At 33.2% G+C, this 19,500-nt stretch carries 24 protein-coding genes; 6 read left to right on the top strand and 18 right to left on the bottom strand.

What is annotated here, in order from left to right:
- Positions 1 to 105 precede the first annotated feature (105 nt).
- Positions 106 to 252 carry a small, acid-soluble spore protein, alpha/beta type gene (locus JJE11_RS02880; protein ID WP_291632745.1) on the top strand — a complete coding sequence of 49 codons (147 nt, stop codon included), beginning with the start codon at positions 106 to 108 and terminating at the stop codon, positions 250 to 252.
- 88 nt (positions 253 to 340) lie between these two features.
- Here the strand turns inward: JJE11_RS02880 and JJE11_RS02875 are convergent, their stop codons facing one another.
- The 14 genes from JJE11_RS02875 to JJE11_RS02810 all read right to left on the bottom strand — a co-directional run bounded on the left by JJE11_RS02875 (position 341) and on the right by JJE11_RS02810 (position 13,005).
- Positions 341 to 1,222: a DegV family protein gene (locus tag JJE11_RS02875; RefSeq protein WP_291632744.1), complete on the bottom strand. Its 882-nt coding sequence runs from the start codon at positions 1,220 to 1,222 to the stop codon at positions 341 to 343.
- 150 nt (positions 1,223 to 1,372) lie between these two features.
- Entirely contained in the window at positions 1,373 to 2,323 is a 951-nt protein-coding gene (locus JJE11_RS02870) for an acetyl-CoA carboxylase carboxyltransferase subunit alpha (protein WP_291632743.1), read from the bottom strand.
- A gap of 40 nt (positions 2,324 to 2,363) precedes the next feature.
- Entirely contained in the window at positions 2,364 to 3,224 is an 861-nt protein-coding gene (gene accD, locus JJE11_RS02865) for an acetyl-CoA carboxylase, carboxyltransferase subunit beta (protein ID WP_291632742.1), read from the bottom strand.
- Between the two features lie 117 nt (positions 3,225 to 3,341).
- Positions 3,342 to 4,688 carry an acetyl-CoA carboxylase biotin carboxylase subunit gene (locus tag JJE11_RS02860; RefSeq protein WP_291632741.1) on the bottom strand — a complete coding sequence of 449 codons (1,347 nt, stop codon included), beginning with the start codon at positions 4,686 to 4,688 and terminating at the stop codon, positions 3,342 to 3,344.
- A gap of 51 nt (positions 4,689 to 4,739) precedes the next feature.
- Positions 4,740 to 5,186, bottom strand: a complete 447-nt coding sequence (fabZ, locus tag JJE11_RS02855) for a 3-hydroxyacyl-ACP dehydratase FabZ (RefSeq protein ID WP_291632740.1) — start codon at positions 5,184 to 5,186, stop codon at positions 4,740 to 4,742.
- A gap of 23 nt (positions 5,187 to 5,209) precedes the next feature.
- Positions 5,210 to 5,728, bottom strand: a complete 519-nt coding sequence (accB, locus tag JJE11_RS02850) for an acetyl-CoA carboxylase biotin carboxyl carrier protein (protein WP_291632739.1) — start codon at positions 5,726 to 5,728, stop codon at positions 5,210 to 5,212.
- A 2-nt stretch (positions 5,729 to 5,730) separates the two neighbouring features.
- Positions 5,731 to 6,972 carry a beta-ketoacyl-ACP synthase II gene (gene fabF, locus JJE11_RS02845; RefSeq protein ID WP_291632738.1) on the bottom strand — a complete coding sequence of 414 codons (1,242 nt, stop codon included), beginning with the start codon at positions 6,970 to 6,972 and terminating at the stop codon, positions 5,731 to 5,733.
- A 74-nt stretch (positions 6,973 to 7,046) separates the two neighbouring features.
- Positions 7,047 to 7,787 (bottom strand): 3-oxoacyl-[acyl-carrier-protein] reductase, encoded by a 741-nt coding sequence (gene fabG / locus JJE11_RS02840; protein ID WP_291632737.1) that lies wholly within the window; start codon positions 7,785 to 7,787, stop codon positions 7,047 to 7,049.
- Between the two features lie 66 nt (positions 7,788 to 7,853).
- Complete coding sequence (gene fabD / locus JJE11_RS02835; RefSeq protein ID WP_291632736.1) at positions 7,854 to 8,789, bottom strand: ACP S-malonyltransferase; 936 nt, start codon at positions 8,787 to 8,789, stop codon at positions 7,854 to 7,856.
- A 111-nt stretch (positions 8,790 to 8,900) separates the two neighbouring features.
- On the bottom strand, positions 8,901 to 9,833 hold the full coding sequence (gene fabK, locus JJE11_RS02830) for an enoyl-[acyl-carrier-protein] reductase FabK (protein WP_291632735.1): 933 nt from the start codon (positions 9,831 to 9,833) through the stop codon (positions 8,901 to 8,903).
- A 265-nt stretch (positions 9,834 to 10,098) separates the two neighbouring features.
- Positions 10,099 to 10,329, bottom strand: a complete 231-nt coding sequence (gene acpP / locus JJE11_RS02825) for an acyl carrier protein (RefSeq protein ID WP_291632734.1) — start codon at positions 10,327 to 10,329, stop codon at positions 10,099 to 10,101.
- Positions 10,330 to 10,349: 20 nt separating this feature from the next.
- Complete coding sequence (locus JJE11_RS02820; RefSeq protein ID WP_291632733.1) at positions 10,350 to 11,333, bottom strand: beta-ketoacyl-ACP synthase III; 984 nt, start codon at positions 11,331 to 11,333, stop codon at positions 10,350 to 10,352.
- A 32-nt stretch (positions 11,334 to 11,365) separates the two neighbouring features.
- Positions 11,366 to 11,812 carry a MarR family transcriptional regulator gene (locus JJE11_RS02815; protein ID WP_291632746.1) on the bottom strand — a complete coding sequence of 149 codons (447 nt, stop codon included), beginning with the start codon at positions 11,810 to 11,812 and terminating at the stop codon, positions 11,366 to 11,368.
- Positions 11,813 to 11,931: 119 nt separating this feature from the next.
- A complete protein-coding gene (locus tag JJE11_RS02810) occupies positions 11,932 to 13,005 on the bottom strand; it encodes a nitronate monooxygenase family protein (protein ID WP_291632732.1) in 1,074 nt (357 codons plus the stop codon).
- A 396-nt stretch (positions 13,006 to 13,401) separates the two neighbouring features.
- On the opposite strand from JJE11_RS02810, the gene JJE11_RS02805 reads away from it, so the two are divergent.
- The 3 genes from JJE11_RS02805 (at position 13,402) to JJE11_RS02795 (ending at position 15,203) form a co-directional block, all read left to right on the top strand.
- Positions 13,402 to 13,665, top strand: coding sequence for a zinc ribbon domain-containing protein (locus JJE11_RS02805; RefSeq protein WP_291632731.1), 264 nt, complete (start codon positions 13,402 to 13,404; stop codon positions 13,663 to 13,665).
- Between the two features lie 215 nt (positions 13,666 to 13,880).
- On the top strand, positions 13,881 to 14,375 hold the full coding sequence (locus tag JJE11_RS02800; protein ID WP_291632730.1) for a TspO/MBR family protein: 495 nt from the start codon (positions 13,881 to 13,883) through the stop codon (positions 14,373 to 14,375).
- A 186-nt stretch (positions 14,376 to 14,561) separates the two neighbouring features.
- Positions 14,562 to 15,203 carry a tRNA-uridine aminocarboxypropyltransferase gene (locus JJE11_RS02795; protein ID WP_291632729.1) on the top strand — a complete coding sequence of 214 codons (642 nt, stop codon included), beginning with the start codon at positions 14,562 to 14,564 and terminating at the stop codon, positions 15,201 to 15,203.
- Positions 15,204 to 15,290: 87 nt separating this feature from the next.
- On the opposite strand, the gene JJE11_RS02790 is transcribed toward JJE11_RS02795, so the two are convergent.
- Positions 15,291 to 15,605, bottom strand: coding sequence for a demethoxyubiquinone hydroxylase family protein (locus JJE11_RS02790; RefSeq protein WP_291632728.1), 315 nt, complete (start codon positions 15,603 to 15,605; stop codon positions 15,291 to 15,293).
- Positions 15,606 to 15,806: 201 nt separating this feature from the next.
- Here JJE11_RS02790 and JJE11_RS02785 point away from each other — a divergent pair, with 201 nt between their 5' ends.
- Positions 15,807 to 16,688, top strand: a complete 882-nt coding sequence (locus tag JJE11_RS02785) for a radical SAM/SPASM domain-containing protein (RefSeq protein ID WP_291632727.1) — start codon at positions 15,807 to 15,809, stop codon at positions 16,686 to 16,688.
- A gap of 77 nt (positions 16,689 to 16,765) precedes the next feature.
- Positions 16,766 to 17,410, top strand: coding sequence for an undecaprenyl diphosphate synthase family protein (locus tag JJE11_RS02780; protein ID WP_291632726.1), 645 nt, complete (start codon positions 16,766 to 16,768; stop codon positions 17,408 to 17,410).
- 349 nt (positions 17,411 to 17,759) lie between these two features.
- Here JJE11_RS02780 and JJE11_RS02775 read toward each other — a convergent pair whose 3' ends face one another.
- From JJE11_RS02775 to JJE11_RS02765, 3 genes are all read right to left on the bottom strand, one after another.
- Positions 17,760 to 17,975 (bottom strand): hypothetical protein, encoded by a 216-nt coding sequence (locus JJE11_RS02775; protein WP_291632725.1) that lies wholly within the window; start codon positions 17,973 to 17,975, stop codon positions 17,760 to 17,762.
- A 199-nt stretch (positions 17,976 to 18,174) separates the two neighbouring features.
- Positions 18,175 to 18,840 (bottom strand): NAD(P)/FAD-dependent oxidoreductase, encoded by a 666-nt coding sequence (locus JJE11_RS02770; protein WP_291632724.1) that lies wholly within the window; start codon positions 18,838 to 18,840, stop codon positions 18,175 to 18,177.
- A 77-nt stretch (positions 18,841 to 18,917) separates the two neighbouring features.
- Positions 18,918 to 19,500: hypothetical protein (locus JJE11_RS02765; protein ID WP_291632723.1), on the bottom strand; the 583-nt coding region annotated here is incomplete at its 5' end.

Below are 19,500 nucleotides of genomic sequence, written 5' to 3'. Positions count from 1 at the left end.
GCATATATTTAACAAATTTGGTTATATTAATATTGAAATGTAAAATATCAAGGGGTAAGCAATTAGTAATTGCTTTGTACTCTTAATTATAAGGAGGTTTATACAATGTCACATAAAAATAACAAAAACAGTAAAGATAATAAGAAGGCCGGACAAAAAACAGGCAAGGAATTAGATAAGATGAAAATGGAAACCGCAAATGAAATAGGAGTTTCTAAAGAATCTAAGAAATTAGGAAAAGAAACAGAATAGTTTTAAGGGAGGTGTCCCACGACATCTCCCTTTTACCTTTACACGAAATTATAATTGCGATTTTATTGCCCTTAATATAATTCAACTCTTATCTTTTCTCAGCTATAAAATATAATCCTAATATTTCTGGTCCTGTATGAGACCCTATGGCTGTACCTACATAATTTAAGATGACATCTTTAACATTCCCATGCTCTCTAACTAAAGCCTCTAAAGCTAATGCCTCTTCAAGACAATCCCCGTGACCTATTGCGATAACTTGCTCTTTACTAGGATCAGTTCTTTCCCTAAATTTTTGGACTAATGTGTTTATTGCCTTTTTTCTACCTCTACACCTAGAAAATGGAGTAAGTCGTCCTTCATCGTCCACAAACAAAACAGGTTTAATATTTAATAATGTACCAACAGCTGCAGCAGAACTAGATATTCTCCCCCCCCTTTTTAAATGATTTAAATCATTTACTGTAAACCAATGGTTAATCTTAAGTTTATTTCCCTCAAGCCAGGTGACAATCTCTTTTTTAGAAGCTCCTTTTTTTAACATTTCATAAGCATAATAAACTAAAAGTCCCTGTCCTAGGCTTGCGCATTTGCTATCAACAATACTTATATCTGCCTCTGGAATCTCCTCAAGTATCGTTTCTCTTGCTATATTTGCACTATTTATTGTTCCTGTTAATGCAGAAGACATGGCAATATATATAATAGATTTTTGTTCCATCGCATACTTTCTAAAAATTTCTTCATATCTTTGACTATTTATCTGTGACGTAGTGGGCATCTCTCCCTGCCTTAAAGCATCATAAAAATCCTTACGAATAAAATTTTTCCCAAATTCATCTTCTATTGCTTCACCTTTAAAATTACATATTAAGCCTAAGGGTACTATATTGTCTTGTTCAATATAGTCTAAAGGTAAATCGCATCCCGAATCTATTACTAAAATTGTCTCACTATGTGTTTTACTCATAACTTAATTCCCCTTTGTCATTCTCTTAAATATTTTCCTACCTTCTATTATGTATGATTTATACATACACTTCAATACCAAAAAAAAAAGAAAAGTATATATACTTTTCTTAAACACGCCAAAATAAAAATTATTCTATAAATTTTTTATTTATTCTATTACCTTGCCAATCTTTCTAAATTTATAATATCTCTTAGTAAGTAATGATTCTATAGGTTCACTTATTAATCTATTAATTGACTCTTCTAGATTACGTTTAATCCTTGCTGCCATCTCATCTACATTAGTATGTGCTCCCCCTAGGGGTTCTTTTATAATTCTATCTATAATTCCAAAATTAATTAAATCTTGAGCTGTTATTTTCATTGTATTAGCTGCTTCTTTAGCACGACTTGCATCTTTAAATAATATACTAGCAAAACCCTCAGGTGATAAAATAGAATAAATCGCATGTTCTAACATCCAAACCTCATCTGCTACAGCCATAGCTAGTGCTCCACCACTTCCACCTTCTCCTATAACTATTGATATTACTGGTGTTTTTAAAGTTGACATTTCCATAAGATTTCTAGCAATTGCCTCGCCTTGACCTCTTTCTTCTGCACCAAGTCCGCAATATGCCCCCGGAGTATCTACAAGACAAATAACCGGCCTATTAAACTTTTCCGCTTGTTTCATAAGTCTTAAAGCTTTTCTATATCCCTCAGGACTAGGCATACCAAAGTTTCTCTTTATATTTTCCTTGGTGTTATTCCCCTTTTGCTGGGCTATAACTGTTACAGAAATACCATTAATTTGTGCAATTCCGCCCACAATAGCAAAATCATCTCCATAATACCTGTCACCATGTAGTTCCATAAACGAATCAAAAATTCGATTTATATAATCAAGAGCAGTAGGGCGTTCCACCAGCCTTGCAATGCCTACTTTGTCCCAAGCAGTTAAGTTTTTATAGGCATCCTTTTGCATATTATACAGCTTAATTTCAAGCTGTCTTATTTCTTTTCCTAAATCCATATTTTGTTCTAAAGCTAAATTCTTTAGTTCATCTATTTTACTTTTAAGTTCATACATATGCTTTTCAAAAGGCAAAGTTACCATAAAATCTCACTCCCTATCGTTACTTTTATCTTTTTTGTAGCTATGAATGAATTATTAATATTTCAGTTAAAGTGTCTTTCATAGCTTTTCTATCCACTACCTTATCAATAAATCCCTTTTGGAGCAAGAATTCTGCTGTTTGAAAACCTTCAGGTAATTGCTCTTTTATGGTTTGTTCGATAACTCTTTTACCTGCAAACGCTATTAATGCATTAGGCTCTGCTAAGATTATATCTCCTAGCATAGCAAAACTTGCTGTAATTCCCCCTGTAGTTGGATCTGTAAGAACAGTTATATAAAGGCCACCTTTTTTATTATGCCTTGCAATCGCAGCACTAGTTTTAGCCATCTGCATTAGTGAAAATATACCTTCCTGCATCCTAGCTCCACCTGAGGCTGTAAAAATAATAATTGGTTTTTTAGCTTCTGTTGCTCTTTCAATTGCCCTTGTAATTTTTTCTCCAACAGCGCTGCCCATACTTCCCATCATAAAATTACTATCCATCACTGCAATTACAGTATCCTGTCCATTTATCTTTCCTTCTCCAGTTAGTACCGCTTCATTTAATAAGGTTTTATCACGTAAAATTTGTAATTTTTCTTCATATCCTTCATATTCTATAGGATTATCTGAGATCATATTCTTATCGTATTCTATAAAAGTGTCTTTATCTATAGTGTAATTTATTCTTTCTCTCGATCCAATTCTAAAGTGAGTTCTACAATTTTCACAGGTCATTATACTACTTTCTAAATCCTTACTATAAAGAATTTTACCACAAGTTTCACATTTAACCCACATTCCTGAAGGTATATTAGGTTTTTTCTCACCATTTTCATTTTCTAAATTCCTAACCTCAATATATTTGCTCTTTTTAAATATACGGTTAAACTCAAACATATAGTTGCCCCTTTCTAAAAACATACCTATACTATAATCTATAGCATCAAAAATAGATACCCTCACTTACAGTATAAAACTTTTAGGTAATAGATTCCAGTATGAATTTAACTACTTTTAAATATCTTTAAATTCTTTACTAATAAAACTAGTATCAAAGTTTCCACTTATAAAATTTTCATTATTTACTATTTTAAATTGGAAGTCTATATTAGTATCCACGCCTTCTATTATAAACTCTCCGAGGGCCCTTCTCATTATACAAAGCGCTTCTTTTCTATCTTTTCCGTGTACAATAAGTTTGCCTATCATGGAGTCATAGGTAGGTGGAATTTTGTAACCTTGATATGCCGCACTATCAATTCTTACTCCATATCCCCCTGGAAGATGAAGTGATTTTATTTCACCTGGACTTGGCATAAAATTTTTACTAGGGTTTTCTGCATTTATTCTACATTCAATAGCATGCCCCTCAATTTTTACGTCCTCTTGTTTATAAGGAAGCACTTGACCAGAAGCAATTTCTATCTGAGCTTTAATTAAATCTACTCCAGTTATCATTTCTGTTATCGGATGTTCCACCTGTATGCGTGTATTCATCTCCATAAAATAGTATTTACCATGCTTATCTAGTAAAAACTCTATAGTTCCAGCATTTTTATAATTAATGGATCTAGCCGCTTTAACTGCAACCTCGCCCATCTGTTTTCTAAGTTCTTCTGTCATTACAGCCCCTGGTGCCTCTTCTATTAACTTCTGATTACGCCTTTGAATAGAACAGTCCCTCTCACCAAGATGAATAACATTTTCATGCTCATCTGCAAGTATTTGAAACTCTATATGCCTTGGCTCTTCTATAAATTTTTCCATGTACATTGTATCATCACCAAAATTAGTTTTAGCCTCAGCCCTTGCAGTATTGTACGCTGATATAAGATCTTCTACTTTGCTAACAACTCTTATACCTCGCCCTCCGCCACCTGCTGAAGCTTTTATCATTACTGGGTATCCTATTTTTTCAGCTTCCATTAACGCATCTGTTTCAGATTCAACAGCTCCGCAAGATCCAGGTACTACTGGTACTCCAGCCTTTATCATAATTTCTCTTGCCTTTAACTTATTGCCCATGTTATCAATATTTTGTGAATTTGGCCCTATATATTTTATATTACATTCCTCACACATCTGTGCAAATTTACTATTTTCAGATAAAAAACCATACCCTGGATGAATTGCCTCTGCACCCGTAAGCACTGTGGCGCTTAAGATATTTTGCATATTCAAATAACTATCTTTAGATTTAGCAGGTCCAATACACACAGCCTCATCTGCCATTTGAATATGAAGGGCTTCTTTATCTGCCTCAGAATATACTGCCACAGTTCGAATACCCATTTCATTGCACGCCCGAATTATTCTTACCGCTATTTCGCCTCTATTAGCAATTAATATCTTCTTAAACATATTATTTACCTTCCCCACACTTGAAATTATTAGCTAAAGTGTTCTTAGTGTTTATTTACCTACTGCAAACGTAAATTCAGCTTCAGCTACTTTTACTCCATTTACTGTAGCTACCGCCTTACTAATTCCAACAGGGCCTTTCATTTTGATTACTTCCACCTCAAGCTTTAGAACATCTCCTGGAACAACCTTTTTTCTGAATTTTGCTTTATTAATACCACCAAAGTAAGCAATTTTTCCTTTGTATTCTTCCATACTTAAAAGTGCTACCGCTCCAACTTGTGCTAAAGCCTCAATAATTATTACTCCTGGAAGTACAGGCTCCTCTGGAAAATGACCTTGAAAGAAATACTCATTCATAGTAACATTCTTATAGCCAACAGCTCTCTTGCCTGGCTCTAATTCCTCTACTTTATCCACGAATAAAAATGGATATCTATGAGGAATAATCTCTTGAATTTGTTTTATATCCAAAGTGGTACCTTTTATATTTTCCATATTAATTTTTCCACCTTTCACCACTAACTTTTACGTATTTTAAATAGTGGCTGTCCGTACTCTACCATATCTTCATTTGAAACTAATACTTCTACAATTTCTCCATCTACTTCACTTTCAATTTCATTCATAAGCTTCATAGCTTCTAAAATACAAAGAACGTCTCCCTTTTTAATAACTGAACCAACTTTTACGAAATTCTGTGCTTCGTCGCTGGGAGAAGAATACATAGTTCCAACAATTGGTGATTTGACTACAAATAAATTTTCAGCGGTTATTCCCTTCGCTTCATTTTCTATAGCGCTAACTGTATTGTTATCAATTCTTTCTACAGGCACTTGGTTTGTAGCTGTATTTTCTCTAGTTAATGAATCATTAGTAACTGACTCTACAGGTGCAGTAGATTCAAGTATTCTTTCTACTACCACTTGTTGCTCTTTTTTCTCCATCTTAATCCTAATTCCTTCTGTCTCAATTTCAAAAGAAGTAAGCTCAGAATCACTAACTGTTTTTATTAGCTCTCCAATATTTTTATAATCCATAATTATTTACCATCCCATTTTTTTAATAGTAAAGTAGCATTGTGACCACCAAATCCCAAAGAATTTGACATTGCATATTTAAGTTCCTGTTTTCTGCCTAGGTTTGGAACACAATCTAAATCACAATCTTCATCTGGCACTTTATATCCTATAGTTGCTGGTATAAACCCTTCTTCTAAGGCCTTTACACATACTATAGCTTCTATAGCTCCTGCTGCTCCGAGCAAGTGTCCTGTCATAGACTTTGTTGAACTTATAGGTATTTTGTATGCATATTCTCCAAACGCAGCCTTTATTGCTACAGTTTCAAACTTATCATTGACCTTAGTGCTCGTTCCATGTGCATTGATGTAAGATACTTCTTCTGCCTTAACATCTCCATCATTAAGTGCCATTAGCATTGATCTTGCTGCTCCTTCTCCATCTGGTGATGGTGAAGTTATATGATAGGCATCACAAGTTGCTCCATAACCCTTCATCTCTGCATATATCTTTGCATTTCTCTTTTGAGCATGCTCTAAAGATTCAAGTATAACTATGCCTGCACCATCTCCCATAATAAACCCATCCCTCTCTTTATCAAAAGGAATCGATGCTCTTAAAGGATCTTCACTTTTACTTAAAGCTGTTAGCGACGCAAACCCTGCTAAAGCAAGTGGCGTTATTGAAGCTTCTGCGCCTCCAGCTATTATTATGTCTGCTCTTCCATCTTGAATCAAATGAAAAGCATCTCCTATTGCATTAGTTCCTGTAGCACAAGCTGTAACTACACTAGAACACATACCTTTAGCACCATACTTTATTGCAATGTTTCCAGCTGCCATATTACCTATTATCATAGGTATTAAATATGGAGTCACTCTATTTGGTCCCTTTTCCATAAGTTTTGTATGTTCTTGCTCAATAGTGCCTATTCCGCCTATTCCAGAACCAACTATTACAGCCAACTTTTCACTATCTATAGCTTCTAAATCAAGTCCTGAGTTTTTAACCGCTTCGTCAGCTGCAACCATTGCATATTGACAATATTTATCCATTTTTCTAGCTTCTCTTTTGTCCAGAGCTACGGTTACATCAAAATCCTTGACCTCTGCACCCAGTTTACATTTGAAGTTAGTAATATCAAAAGCTTTAATTACATCTATGCCACAAGTACCTTCTTTTATATTGTTCCAAAAACTATTTACATCATTTCCTACAGGAGTAACTGCTCCCATGCCTGTTATAACAACTCTATTTTTCATAAAGTAAACCCTCCTTTAATTATAACCAAAAAATGCTTCATCACCCAAGGGCTCTGTATTAATTGTTTATAAGATTACATTACCATTCCGCCATCAACGTTTATAACTTGGCCTGTTATGTATGAAGCTTCCTCTGAGGCTAAAAATGCCACTGCATTTGCCACATCTTCTGGCTTTCCAAGTCTCTTTAGGGGAATAGTGCTCATTATAGCATCCTTCGCCTTCTCAGGCAGTGCACTCGTCATATCTGTTTGGATATATCCAGGGGCTACTGCATTACAAGTGATTCCACGACTTGCAAATTCCCTAGCAACAGACTTTGTCATGCCTATAATTCCTGCCTTTGCAGATGAATAATTCACTTGGCCTGCATTTCCTGTTAGCCCAGACACTGAGGATATGTTTATTATTCTTCCACGTCGCTGTTTAAGCATTAAGGCTGATACATGCTTTGTGCAATTAAAAGCACCCTTCAGATTAATATTTATAACACTATCAAAGTCTTCTTCCTTCATTCTCATTAAAAGGCCATCTTTTGTTATACCAGCATTATTAACTAAAATATCTATACTTCCGAATTCTTCAATACATTTTTTCATCATATACTCTACATCACTATAGCTACTTATGTCAGCCTGAACCGCTAGTACTTTAACTCCTAACGCTTCTATTTCTTTAACAACGCCCTGCACTGCATCAACACTATTTCTATAATTAACAACTACATTTGCTCCAAGTTTTGCAAGTTTTATAGCTATAGCCCTTCCAATTCCACGACTAGCTCCTGTAACTACTGCTGTTTTGCCTTTCAACATAAATTTGCTCTCCTTTACATCTTTCATAGTTCATTACTATTTAATCAGCACTACTGCTTTAACGTTTTACTGTTTAAGAAGCTCTACTGCTTTAGCTAAAGATGCCATGTCTTCTACATTTACCACTGTAAGCTTTCTATCTATATTCTTAATAAAGCCACGTAATACCTTACCCGGACCTATCTCTACAAAAGTATCAATACCATCCTTTATCATATTTCTTATAATTGTTTCCCATAAAACAGAACTCATAACTTGAAGTTTTAAATTAGCTTTTATATCATCCTTACTCTTTACATAATCACCATTTACATTTGTCATTACTGGAATAGTAATATCTTTAAGCTCTATATTTTCAAGTTCAATCTCCAACTTCTCAGCTGCTGGTTTTAACATAGAAGTATGGAATGGTGCACTTACTGGTAAAATCACTGCTTTCTTTGCACCTTTTTCTACCGCCAATGCGCAAGCAAGTTCTACCGCCACTATTTCCCCGGCAATTACTATTTGTCCTGGGCAATTTAAATTAGCAATCTCTACTATCCCCGAAGTGCTAGCCTCACTACAAGCTTCTTCAACTAAATCAGCCGCAAGGCCTATTATAGCCGCCATAGTTCCTATCCCTACCGGCACAGCCTCCTGCATGAATCTTCCACGCTTTTTAACAAGCGCAACAGCGTCTTTGAATTCCATAGCTCCACTACAAACAAGTGCTGAGTACTCTCCAAGACTAAGTCCTGCAGTTACATCACATTTTATGCCATGTTCTTTTAACGCCATAAGCGCTGCTATACTAGTAGTTAAAATAGCTGGTTGAGTATTCTCTGTGATATTTAACTCTTCAACTGTTCCCTCAAAACAAAGTTTACTTAATTCAAAATTAAGCTCTTTATCTGCTATATTAAATATATTTTTACATGCATCTATATTCTCAAATAATTCCTTGCCCATCCCAATATATTGGGCTCCCTGACCGGGAAAAATAAAAGCAATTTTACTCATAATTTCCCTCCTTAATCGCACTTTCAGTGTAGTTAATCATCATTTTAGCAGCTGTTCTTAACCTTCAATTCTGTTATTAATTTCATTTATGTCAAATTAAGATAATCTCATTTATTTAAATTTTTTAATAGCTTGCTCTGCCTCTGTAAACATTTCTTCTATAATTGACATGCAACTTTGTTCTTTCTTTATAAGTCCTGCAATTTGTCCTGCCATAACAGATCCCATCTCCATATTGCCTTCTTTTGCTGCTCTTGGTAGACATCCACGTCCGAGTTCCTCTAATGCCTCTACTGGAGCATTTTCCTTCTCAAGCTTTTGGAACTGTCTTGATAACTTATTCTTTAAAACCCTAATAGGGTGACCTGTAGATCTCCCTGTGACCACTGAATCTATATCCTTTGCTCCCAATATCTTCTTTTTGTAATTTTCATGTATAGTACATTCATTTGCCACTAAAAACCTTGTTCCTACTTGAACTCCCTGTACTCCAAGCATAAATGCTGCTGCCACGCCGCGTCCATCGCCTATTCCACCTGCGGCGATTACTGGTATATTAACTCCATCAACAACCTGAGGCACTAATGCCATAGTTGTAAGTTCACCAATATGTCCTCCAGATTCACAACCTTCTGCAATAACTGCATCTGCACCCGCTCTCTCCATCCGCTTAGCAAGAGCCACTGACGCAACAACTGGTATTACTTTAATCCCATGTGCCTTCCAAAGTTCCATGTACTTACCTGGATTCCCTGCCCCAGTAGTAACAACCTTAACCCCCTCTTCACATACGAGATGTGCAATTTCTTCTGCATTCTCACTTAAGAGCATAATATTCACTCCAAAAGGTTTATCTGTTAACTTCTTTGCTTTCCTAATTTCATCTCTTATATAATCAGTCGGTGCATTTGCTGCTGCTATAATACCTAATCCACCTGCATTCGAAACTGCAGATGCTAAGCTACTTTCTGCAACCCAAGCCATTCCACCTTGTATTATAGGATATTTCACACCTAAATCTTCAAAAAATACGGAATTAAACATTTTGACCCTCCTGCATTCGTAATAAGTAGATAACAATTATTAATTGTTATCCCTCCTGCATTCCTAACAAGTAGATAACAATTATTAATTGTTATCCCTCCTTGATTCCTTAAAATATATAGTTAGGGTCAGACAATTATAGAAAAAAAGTATATATTACCAAACTATATCTCATGTAATATATACTTTTTAACATACTGAAGGAAACTAAATTTTAATATACTTAGTAGTTCAGCTCTCTAATCATCTAACCCAGTAATTCCTATTATTTTAGTTTTGCTTCTATATATTTAACAATTCCCTTTACATCCTTAATGTTTTCTATATCTTCATTTGGTATTTCGATTTCAAATGCTTCTTCCAATGACATTACAATTTCAAATATTTCGAGAGAATCTACACCTAAATCATCTGCAAAATTTGCCTCCATTGTTACCTCTGCTTCATCTATACCTAATTGTTCAACTATTACATTTTTAACTTTTTCAAATACCATTACTAATTCCTCCTAATATTTTATTTACTAATTGTCCATTCTATTAATGCAGCTCCGTAGGTTAATCCACCGCCAAAGCCTACAAGTATAATTTTATCTCCAGCTGTAAGTAAATTCGTCTTATTCATTTCATCTATTGCTATAGCTATACTTGCTGCTGAAGTATTTCCATACCTATCTAAATTAACAAAAAATTTCTCTTTGTCAGCCTTCAATCTTTTAACAACAAAATCTATTATTCTAGCATTTGCTTGATGACAAACTACATACTTAATATCATCTAGTGTGTAATTATTCTCTTTTAAAATTTTATCTATGCTACTTTCAATAGTATTTACTGCAAACTTAAAAATTTCTTTGCCATCCATACTTATTGTTGCTTTAAAATCTTCATTTCCAGTTGTAAAAGGGTTTTTTACATCCACCGTCGGACAAGTTAAACATTGAGCCTTTTTACCTTCTGAACATGAATCCACAGAAATAATTCCTCTTTTATTACCTACCTCAATTACTGCTGCTCCTGCACCATCTCCAAAGAGTGTACAAGTGCTTCTATCTGTCCAATCAACAATCTTAGATAGTACCTCAGCACCAATTATTAAGGCTCTTTTGCGGTTTCCAGTTTTTAAAAATTGCACCGCAATATTTAGGGCAAATATAAACCCCGTACAGGCTGCTGATATATCAAATGCCATAGCATTATCAGCACCAATGTTCCCTTGAACTATACATGCAGTAGCAGGAACAAATTGATCTGGTGACGTACTTGCGAGAATTATCAGATCTATATCTTCTGCTTTAACATTAGCATCCTTTAATGCTTCTAAGGCGGCTTTAGTAGCTAAGTCTGAAGTGTTTTCACCTTGTGATATATGTCTCTCCTTTATACCTGTCCTAGAAACTATCCATTCATCAGAAGTATCTACAATTTCTGATAGTTGGTGATTAGTCATTATGTTTAACGGAGCATAACTTCCCGTACCAATTATTTGTACCTCATTCATTGCTTAATTGCCCCTTTCATTAACCTTACAATTTACAATTTATAATTTTCTTTGAAGAAATTATTTAATTTTTCAAGAGATTTTATTAGTACCTCTTCTTCTTCTGCGTTTAACCCATCTATAGTTGCGTGTACCATATGAGAATGGAATTTATCATGTATTCTATAGGCTAGCTTTCCTTTTCTAGTAAGTGTAATCATTACTGATCTTCTATCCTCTTCTCCTCTTTTTCTATCTACATACCCTTTTTTTAAAAGTTTGTTAATAGCTGCAGTAAGAGTGCCTAAAGTGATTTTAAGATCTTGGGCTACTTCCGACATAGTTCTATACTCATACATGCCTATTGCATAAATGGTATGTATTTCTGTTATAGATATGTCCTTAAGTACCCCTTCTCTAAGTGCCCTCTGCTCTATTTGTAATATGTCGCTAAAGGTCTCTACTAGAAGATCATTAATAACACCAACAGCTTTGTTCATATTTATCACCATTTCCCATACTATAATTTTCATATGCTTTGATAGTCAAAGTATATCTATGGAACTGTTATTTGTCAATATTTCAACCAAAATATGAAAATTTTGAGTCTGTTGTAAATTTAAAAAACTCGTTCTGCCGCTTCCACGAGTTCACTCATAAGTTCTTTAACTGTCACGATTTTATCCACTTTGTAGGCATTGCTTCCCACAAAAATAAGTCCCTCATCTAAATTACCTTTTACTGCTTGTATTAACGCTTCTGTAATACAATAAGGGGTTGTTTTTGGATTGCATTCCTTGATGCATAAATAGCATTTGTCGACTTTACATCCCTTTTCGGAAACTATCTTCATAAATTTATTGTTAATTGCTCTCCCTGGCATGCCTACAGGGCTCTGTACTAACCTTATATCTTCCTTATTCGAATTAATATATGCCATTTTAAAAGCTAAACTAGCATCACATTCCTCAGTAGCCACAAATCTAGTAGCCATCTGTACACCCGCTGCACCAAGCTTTATAAGCTCAGCAATATCTTCACCAGTAAAAATTCCGCCAGCAGCTACCACTGGGATTTTTTTATTATACTTTTCTTCAAAAGGCTTAATTGCCTCAATAACTTCTTTAACTAAGTCCTTTAGATCTTTGGCTTTCTTTTCTATTAATGCTTCCATAGAGAACCCAAGGTGTCCACCAGCTTCAGGGCCTTCAACAACAATTAAATCTGCGGCACAATTATTTTTCCTATCCCACATTTTTGATATAACTGTAGCTGCCTTTGCAGATGATACTATAGGTGCAAGCTTTGCATTAAATCCTTTAGCTATTTTAGGTAAATTAAGTGGAAGTCCTGCACCTGATATTATTAAATCTATACCTTCTTCTAGCGCAGCTGTTGCTATTTCTTCATAAGTATTCATAGCTACCATAATATTTATTCCGATAATACCCTTAGGACTTAATTCTCTAGCGCGTCTGATTTCATTTTTTAATGCTCTTATATTTGCTTCCCTTGCATTTGTTCCAAAGTCTTCTTCAGTATATCCAATCTGAGCAGTAGATATTATACCAATCCCGCCTTCATTTGCAACAGCTGATGCAAGACCCGAAAGAGATACTCCTACCCCCATACCGCCTTGAATTATAGGAATATTTGCTATTAATTCTCCAATTTTTAAAGGAGGTAACTTCATAATTATCCGCTCCCTTTACTTTGATTTTCAAATAGTTTGATAGTCAAAGTATATATATTTTTATATTATATGTCAAGATAAAAGTATTTTATGACTATTTTGTGTATTTTATTATAATCGAATTTTTTATTAAATTATTCTTTAGTATTTACTATATTTCAAAAATTATTTGTAATTGTAATATTAGGCTTGTCTTTAGTAAAATTTCTACTATAATATATATAATATCATTTAAGCTTCTAATATGGAAATGACTTCTTATATTCGTGATAACTATTTATTCATACATTCAAATCGTTCGAATAAAAATATAATGATTTATATATTCAATTTACAAGTTATAGGTTAAAATGTAACTATAAGTTTAATTTATATACTGGAGATGGGGTGTGAGTTATGAAAAAAAAATATGACACTTGTCAAAGTTGTGGTATGCCCTTGAGTAAGGATGAAAAGGGTGGCGGAACGGAATCAGACGGAAGATTAAGTGAAATGTATTGCAGTCGCTGTTATGAAAATGGTAAATTTACTCAGCCTAATATTACTGTCCTTGAAATGAGAGCAATAGTAACTACAAAGTTAGCAGAAATGAAAATCCCTAAATTTTTGGCAATATTTTTAACAAGAAATACTCATAAATTGAAAAGATGGAAAAAATAAAATAAGAGAGCGTGCAGTTTAACTTATAATGTTAAACTGCACGCTCTCTTTATATTACTAGCTTCTCTAACAATCGCACTACACTTCACCAATTACCAAAACCCTCATAGGTATAAAATATCTTCTAAATAAATATATTATATAATATATCATTTAAATTACTATTTTATTACTAATAAGCCTGTTAAAAGTAAGCATAGAAAGGAGGATAAAATATGTTTAATATTTTTAAGGTAGACGGTAAAAAAAGCATTGTCGCTCTTATTATTAGTATTTTACTCGCACAAGGCATAGGATTTTTAAGTGGTTTTTTGAGTATGACCCCGCAAAATACCTATGAAAATTTCAATAAACCTTCCTTTTCACCTCCTGGATGGGTTTTCCCTGTAGTATGGACCATACTATTCTTTTTAATGGCTGTAGCTGCCTACAGGATTTGGATGAAAGGTAAGTCTGGTGAAGGTGTACGAAAAGCATTAGTTCTATATGGTATTCAGCTATTCCTTAATTTTCTTTGGTCCATCATATTTTTCAGATTTAGACTATATGCAATAGCTTTTTTAGAATTACTTCTATTATTAGTATTTATTCTTCTAACCACTTTTGAGTTTTATAGAATTGATAAACCAGCCGCTTATCTTATGATTCCGTATATTGCTTGGGTATCCTTCGCTGGTGTTTTAAATTATACTATATGGATGATTAATTAAGAATTTTTACTGGTAATTGAATAGCATTCTATTGAATTTCATGCTTTTAATAACGTTGATAATAACATTTTATGGTAGTATAATGAAATAAAGGACAGAAGGAATTTTTAATTATGGACCCAGATGGTTATTTATTAATATTTTCCCAAAGTTTAGAATACTTTATCGTATAAATTAGGAGGAACTATGAATTCAAGTTACAAAATAAAACAAATAACAAGTCTAAATGATAGATGTAGTAAGTGTGGGTTACCACTTATAAATTGCATTTGTGATAAAGCACCTAAAATAAAGACTGATGCAAAAATTTGGATTCTATCTACAGAAAAAGAATTTTACAGACCTTCTAATACTGCAAGAATATTAGCTCTAGTTAATCCAAATTCAACTGAGATTTTTCTTTGGGAAAGAACAAAGATACCTGAAAAATTAGTAGCAAATTTAAATAATGAAATATATAAACCATTCTTACTTTTCCCTATAGAAAATTATGAAACAGAGGTCCGAAAAGTCGAATATAAAAACACAGGTAAAATACCTGCATTTATTATAATAGACGGTACATGGAAAGAGGCACGAAAAATATTTAGGAGAAGTGCCTATCTAGAAAAAGTTCCAATTATTTCATTAGTACCAGATTTCCAGTCTAAGTATGATTTAAGAAGAGGCGTGAAAGACGGTAACTTATGCACAATAGAAGCAGCAATAGAAGTATTAAAGATTAATGGAGAAATTGAAAATTCCCAAGTTGTAAATGAGTTTTACAATCTATTTTTAAAGAGCTATAAGACAAGGTCAAGTTGCCACGAACTTTTTAAGGAAAATTGAAAATGCCACCCAGAAGGATGGCAAAATAACAACTATAATTAATATATAAGATAATATTATCGCTATTAAATGTTTGAATAATGAAAATTACTGCATTAGTTGCTTAAAATTACTAGATTGCTGATCTTTAATTTTCTGTTTACCCTCTTCCATAAATTGAGAGTCTTTTGGAGATAACATATATAAAATTTCTTGAAGTTCCCCAACGTGTCTTCTTTCTTCATCTGCAATGTGATTTAAAATTTTTTTAACTATTTCATGAGATGTAGACATTACATGTGCTTCATAACCTATAATAGCCTCTAGTTCACCAGCAATATCAACACGAATTGCTTGCGCTAACTCTTCATTTGACATTTGTCTTGGTACATTTGCAACGAATGGATTTCCTAATACCGCCATATATTTTTCCTCCTTTTGAAACTTAAATATATTTTTAGCTTTATAGTAAATTATTATTCATTTATAAATTAAGAGCGTGATTAAAATAAATATATAATAGTTGAGATTTTTATATGCTACAATCTATATGGATGTTATGATAAAATCAGTATGTCACTATTTAAAACCCCCTAAATTCTAGTTACGATTGGAGTATCTCAAATGAAAAGATTTAAAAAATTTTATATAGAAATTACAAATGTATGTAATCTTTCCTGCAGTTTTTGCCCGCAAACACTTAGGGCCCCTGAATTTATGAAGATAGAAACCTTTAGCAAAATATTAGACCAAATAAAACCGCATACCGATTATATATATTTTCATGTTAAAGGGGAACCATTTTTACATCCTAAATTAGATGAATTCTTGGATTTAAGCTATAAAAAAGGTTTTAAGGTTAATATAACTACCAATGGAACTTTGATAAGCAAAGTGAGGGACAAAATAATTCTTGCGCCTTCGCTAAGACAAATCAATTTTTCCTTACATAGCTTTGATGGTAACGAACATACTTCTAATAAAGATGATTATATTAATAATATCATTTCCTTTGTTAAGGAGGCTATAGATATAACTGATACTTTATTCTCTCTAAGATTATGGAATCTAGATATGGATAATGCAACAAATCTTGAGGTTAAGAAAAATCACGACTTGCTTTTAGTAATTGAAAATGCATTCAAGTTGCCCTATAAAATTGAAGAGGAAATAATTCCAGGTAGAGGTATTAAAATTTGTGATAAAGTATATTTAAACCAAGATCATGAATTTCAGTGGCCAGCTTTAAACATCCCAGAAGATACAAGCCCTGGTTTTTGCTATGGACTTAGGAATCAAGTAGCCATATTAGTAGACGGAACAGTAGTACCCTGCTGCCTTGATGGTGAAGGTGTAATTAACCTAGGTAATATTCATGAAACTCATTTTTCTAAAATAATTGAAAGCCCTCGGGCTATCGACATTTTTAATGGCTTTTCTAGGAGAGAAGCGGTTGAAGAATTATGTAGAAAGTGTGGTTACAGAAAAAGATTTAAATCTCATTAATTATATGGATTAATTTAGCAACAATGGATATACTATTATCTATAAGTTATAAAAATTCACAATAAAAGGGTGATAAGATGAGAGTTCCAAATCATATCGGAGTAATTCCCGATGGAAATAGAAGATGGTCTGTAGATAATGGTTTATCAAAAGATAAAGGATATACCTTTGGACTAGACCCTGGTTTGTCTTTGTATAAAATTTGCAAAGAAATGGGTGTAAAAGAAATAACTTATTATGGATTTACTACTGATAATACAAAAAGACCAACCTTGCAGAGAGAAGCTTTTGTCACCGCTTGTGTAGACGCAGTAAAGCTTTTAAGTACACAGGATGCTGATTTATTAGTAGTTGGAAATAGTGACTCACCTATGTTTCCTAAAGAACTACTTCCTTACACCTCGCGTAAAACATTTGGAAAGGGTGGTATAAAGCTAAACTTTCTCGTAAACTATGGTTGGGAATGGGATCTAAGTAATCTTGCTCAAAACAAAAGTAGCAAAAGAAGTAATATATTTAATTGCATAAAAACTAATGATATTTCTAGAGTGGATTTAATTATTCGTTGGGGTGGTAGACGTCGGCTTAGTGGATTTCTTCCCTTGCAATCCATATATTCTGACTTTTATGTTATAGATGACTTTTGGCCTGATTTTAAACCCGAGCACTTATCAAATGCTTTAAATTGGTATAATGAACAGGATGTGACCCTAGGTGGTTAAGGCATCTGAAAAAATGACTAGTTAATATTCTAGTCTGTTTTTTCAGATGCCTAAGTTAATTTTATTATTTAGAAATAGATATAAGTTTTAAAATAAACTATATCTATTTTTTTATATGCTAAAATATGCTATTATTAAATTTATATCTTTATAATTTCTTAAAGGAGTTTTTTATGGCTAATGAAAAGATAATTTGTTATAAATGTGTGTATTACTATATTACTTGGAATCCTGCATTCCCTAAAGGTTGTAAATTTTATGGTTTCAAATCATTGAATTTGCCTTCCATACTCGTAAAGCAGTCATCTGGGATATCTTGTTGTAAATTTACACCAAAATAAAAATAATTCTAATCTTCAAACCTTTTATTTTGGTCAATTATCTCATATGCGTTGGGCTCAACCACTTCTTGCCTTATGGTGCCATCCTCATTAAGACCTGTAACTATTGTGGGTATATTTACTAATTTACTGTCTATGCCTTCAATATTAACATGTCTATCTAATTCACTTTTAAATTTTTCATATTCTCCGTTTCCTAATTCTCTTCCCCTCATAATTCTCAAATTTCATCTCTCCTTTTTACTATTATGCTATCCATATGTATTTGCTTATATACTCATTTAATGCCAAAATAATTTTCATACTGCAATATAAGTTTTCTAAATCGAGACGACTTTTATTTTTTTATACGACACAAAAGGAAATAGCGCTAAAAATGTTTAAAAACATTCTTAACGCTATTTTGTTCTTACAAAATTATTTTTACTGAATGGATTTATTGAGAATATCCTCTTTGAATTTCTCTAGACCTACTCGCTGAATAAAATCCCCTAGTTTTTCTCCCATATTCCCATTAGCTTTATAATATTCCATTAAAGTATCAACCACAAGCAGTACCTGTTCCTCTGTTAATTTATCTATAATAATATCAGCTACTCTAGGGTTAAACCCTCCACTACCACCTGCAACTATAAGATATCCCTCTTTGTCACCTATTACCCCTAAATCTCTAGCATAAACACTAGTGCAAGCATTTCTACAACCAGCTACCCCAATTTTTGTTCTACAAGGCATCTCCATGCCGTGGTACCTCTTATCTAAAGTCATACCGATTTTCAAGGAATTTTGCTTTGCTCTTTTGCAAAATGCTGCGGGACACATGTGAACATTTTTCACTGAGTTTAGAGATTTAACACCTGGGTGCATGTCTAACTCTTCCCATACTTTTGCAACATCTTCAGCGTTAAGCCCTAATATTGCAATTCTCTGCCCTGATGTAATTTTTAATATTCCTTTATATTTTTCAGACACCTCAGCTATTTTTGAAAGCTGTTTTGCAGTTATAAATCCCCCTGGAATATGAGGTGTTACACCATAAGTTCTTTTTCCATCTCTTACTTTTTGAAGTACAGCATATTTAGGTTCCATTAAATCTCCTCCTATTCATGGGTGCATAACAAGCATTAATGCGTAAAAACCATTAATTATTATTTCTCTAAGCATATTTACTTTCTTATAATTTGATTCACTCCAATTATACCATCATACTCTAAACCTTTAATAAAATTATATGTATATTCCTCATTAGAATTTTTAATAAATGCTTTAATCCATGCATGTCTAAAATTATAAAATATATTTATATCCCCATTTACCATTTCCCAATATTTTTTATGAATGCAACTTGTCGTTTCCCATTCTAATATATTATTTTCTGATTTTATAATTCTTGTCACTCTATCACAAGGCATACCTTCTAATAAATAATTATTAAGTGCATTAAATATTTCTTCTGGTTTTTCTGGATTTTCTTTTGGGATGTAAGTTTCCCCAAGAATTTTTCCTTGCTGCATAAAGCATTCCCCAGCAATGACCTGTGCTTCTTCTCCATACTCTTTAATCATTTCTGTTATTATAAATGCTGTTCTAGTTTCAACAAAGCTAATCTCCTCTTGTAACCACCCATGTATATTGGATACATCAATTATATCCTCTATATTTTTCGTGGTGTCTATTGGCTCCCCAAAAGCTAATGATTTTTGGGCAATATCTTTTGCATTAATCCCATATTTATCTATATAAATTTTT

This window comes from Clostridium sp. (assembly GCF_016650095.1).
Taxonomy (GTDB): Bacteria; Bacillota; Clostridia; order Clostridiales; family Clostridiaceae; genus Clostridium_AD.
Note: the sequence above shows the minus strand (reverse complement) of the source record. Positions and strands in the feature narration are given on the sequence as shown.

Bases quoted from the DNA above. Each gene is read 5' to 3' on its own strand.
- JJE11_RS02785 (WP_291632727.1), top strand. From the start codon at position 15,807: ATGAAAAGATTTAAAAAATTTTATATAGAAATTACAAATGTATGTAAT.
- JJE11_RS02880 (WP_291632745.1), top strand. From the start codon at position 106: ATGTCACATAAAAATAACAAAAACAGTAAAGATAATAAGAAGGCCGGA.
- accD (WP_291632742.1), bottom strand. From the start codon at position 3,224: ATGTTTGAGTTTAACCGTATATTTAAAAAGAGCAAATATATTGAGGTT.
- JJE11_RS02815 (WP_291632746.1), bottom strand. From the start codon at position 11,812: ATGAACAAAGCTGTTGGTGTTATTAATGATCTTCTAGTAGAGACCTTT.
- JJE11_RS02820 (WP_291632733.1), bottom strand. From the start codon at position 11,333: ATGAATGAGGTACAAATAATTGGTACGGGAAGTTATGCTCCGTTAAAC.
- JJE11_RS02870 (WP_291632743.1), bottom strand. From the start codon at position 2,323: ATGGTAACTTTGCCTTTTGAAAAGCATATGTATGAACTTAAAAGTAAA.
- fabF (WP_291632738.1), bottom strand. From the start codon at position 6,972: ATGAAAAATAGAGTTGTTATAACAGGCATGGGAGCAGTTACTCCTGTA.
- accB (WP_291632739.1), bottom strand. From the start codon at position 5,728: ATGGATTATAAAAATATTGGAGAGCTAATAAAAACAGTTAGTGATTCT.
- JJE11_RS02800 (WP_291632730.1), top strand. From the start codon at position 13,881: ATGTTTAATATTTTTAAGGTAGACGGTAAAAAAAGCATTGTCGCTCTT.
- fabD (WP_291632736.1), bottom strand. From the start codon at position 8,789: ATGAGTAAAATTGCTTTTATTTTTCCCGGTCAGGGAGCCCAATATATT.
- JJE11_RS02780 (WP_291632726.1), top strand. From the start codon at position 16,766: ATGAGAGTTCCAAATCATATCGGAGTAATTCCCGATGGAAATAGAAGA.
- JJE11_RS02860 (WP_291632741.1), bottom strand. From the start codon at position 4,688: ATGTTTAAGAAGATATTAATTGCTAATAGAGGCGAAATAGCGGTAAGA.
- fabZ (WP_291632740.1), bottom strand. From the start codon at position 5,186: ATGGAAAATATAAAAGGTACCACTTTGGATATAAAACAAATTCAAGAG.
- JJE11_RS02810 (WP_291632732.1), bottom strand. From the start codon at position 13,005: ATGAAGTTACCTCCTTTAAAAATTGGAGAATTAATAGCAAATATTCCT.
- JJE11_RS02875 (WP_291632744.1), bottom strand. From the start codon at position 1,222: ATGAGTAAAACACATAGTGAGACAATTTTAGTAATAGATTCGGGATGC.
- fabK (WP_291632735.1), bottom strand. From the start codon at position 9,833: ATGTTTAATTCCGTATTTTTTGAAGATTTAGGTGTGAAATATCCTATA.
- fabG (WP_291632737.1), bottom strand. From the start codon at position 7,787: ATGTTGAAAGGCAAAACAGCAGTAGTTACAGGAGCTAGTCGTGGAATT.
- JJE11_RS02805 (WP_291632731.1), top strand. From the start codon at position 13,402: ATGAAAAAAAAATATGACACTTGTCAAAGTTGTGGTATGCCCTTGAGT.
- JJE11_RS02790 (WP_291632728.1), bottom strand. From the start codon at position 15,605: ATGGCGGTATTAGGAAATCCATTCGTTGCAAATGTACCAAGACAAATG.
- JJE11_RS02795 (WP_291632729.1), top strand. From the start codon at position 14,562: ATGAATTCAAGTTACAAAATAAAACAAATAACAAGTCTAAATGATAGA.
- acpP (WP_291632734.1), bottom strand. From the start codon at position 10,329: ATGGTATTTGAAAAAGTTAAAAATGTAATAGTTGAACAATTAGGTATA.
- JJE11_RS02770 (WP_291632724.1), bottom strand. From the start codon at position 18,840: ATGGAACCTAAATATGCTGTACTTCAAAAAGTAAGAGATGGAAAAAGA.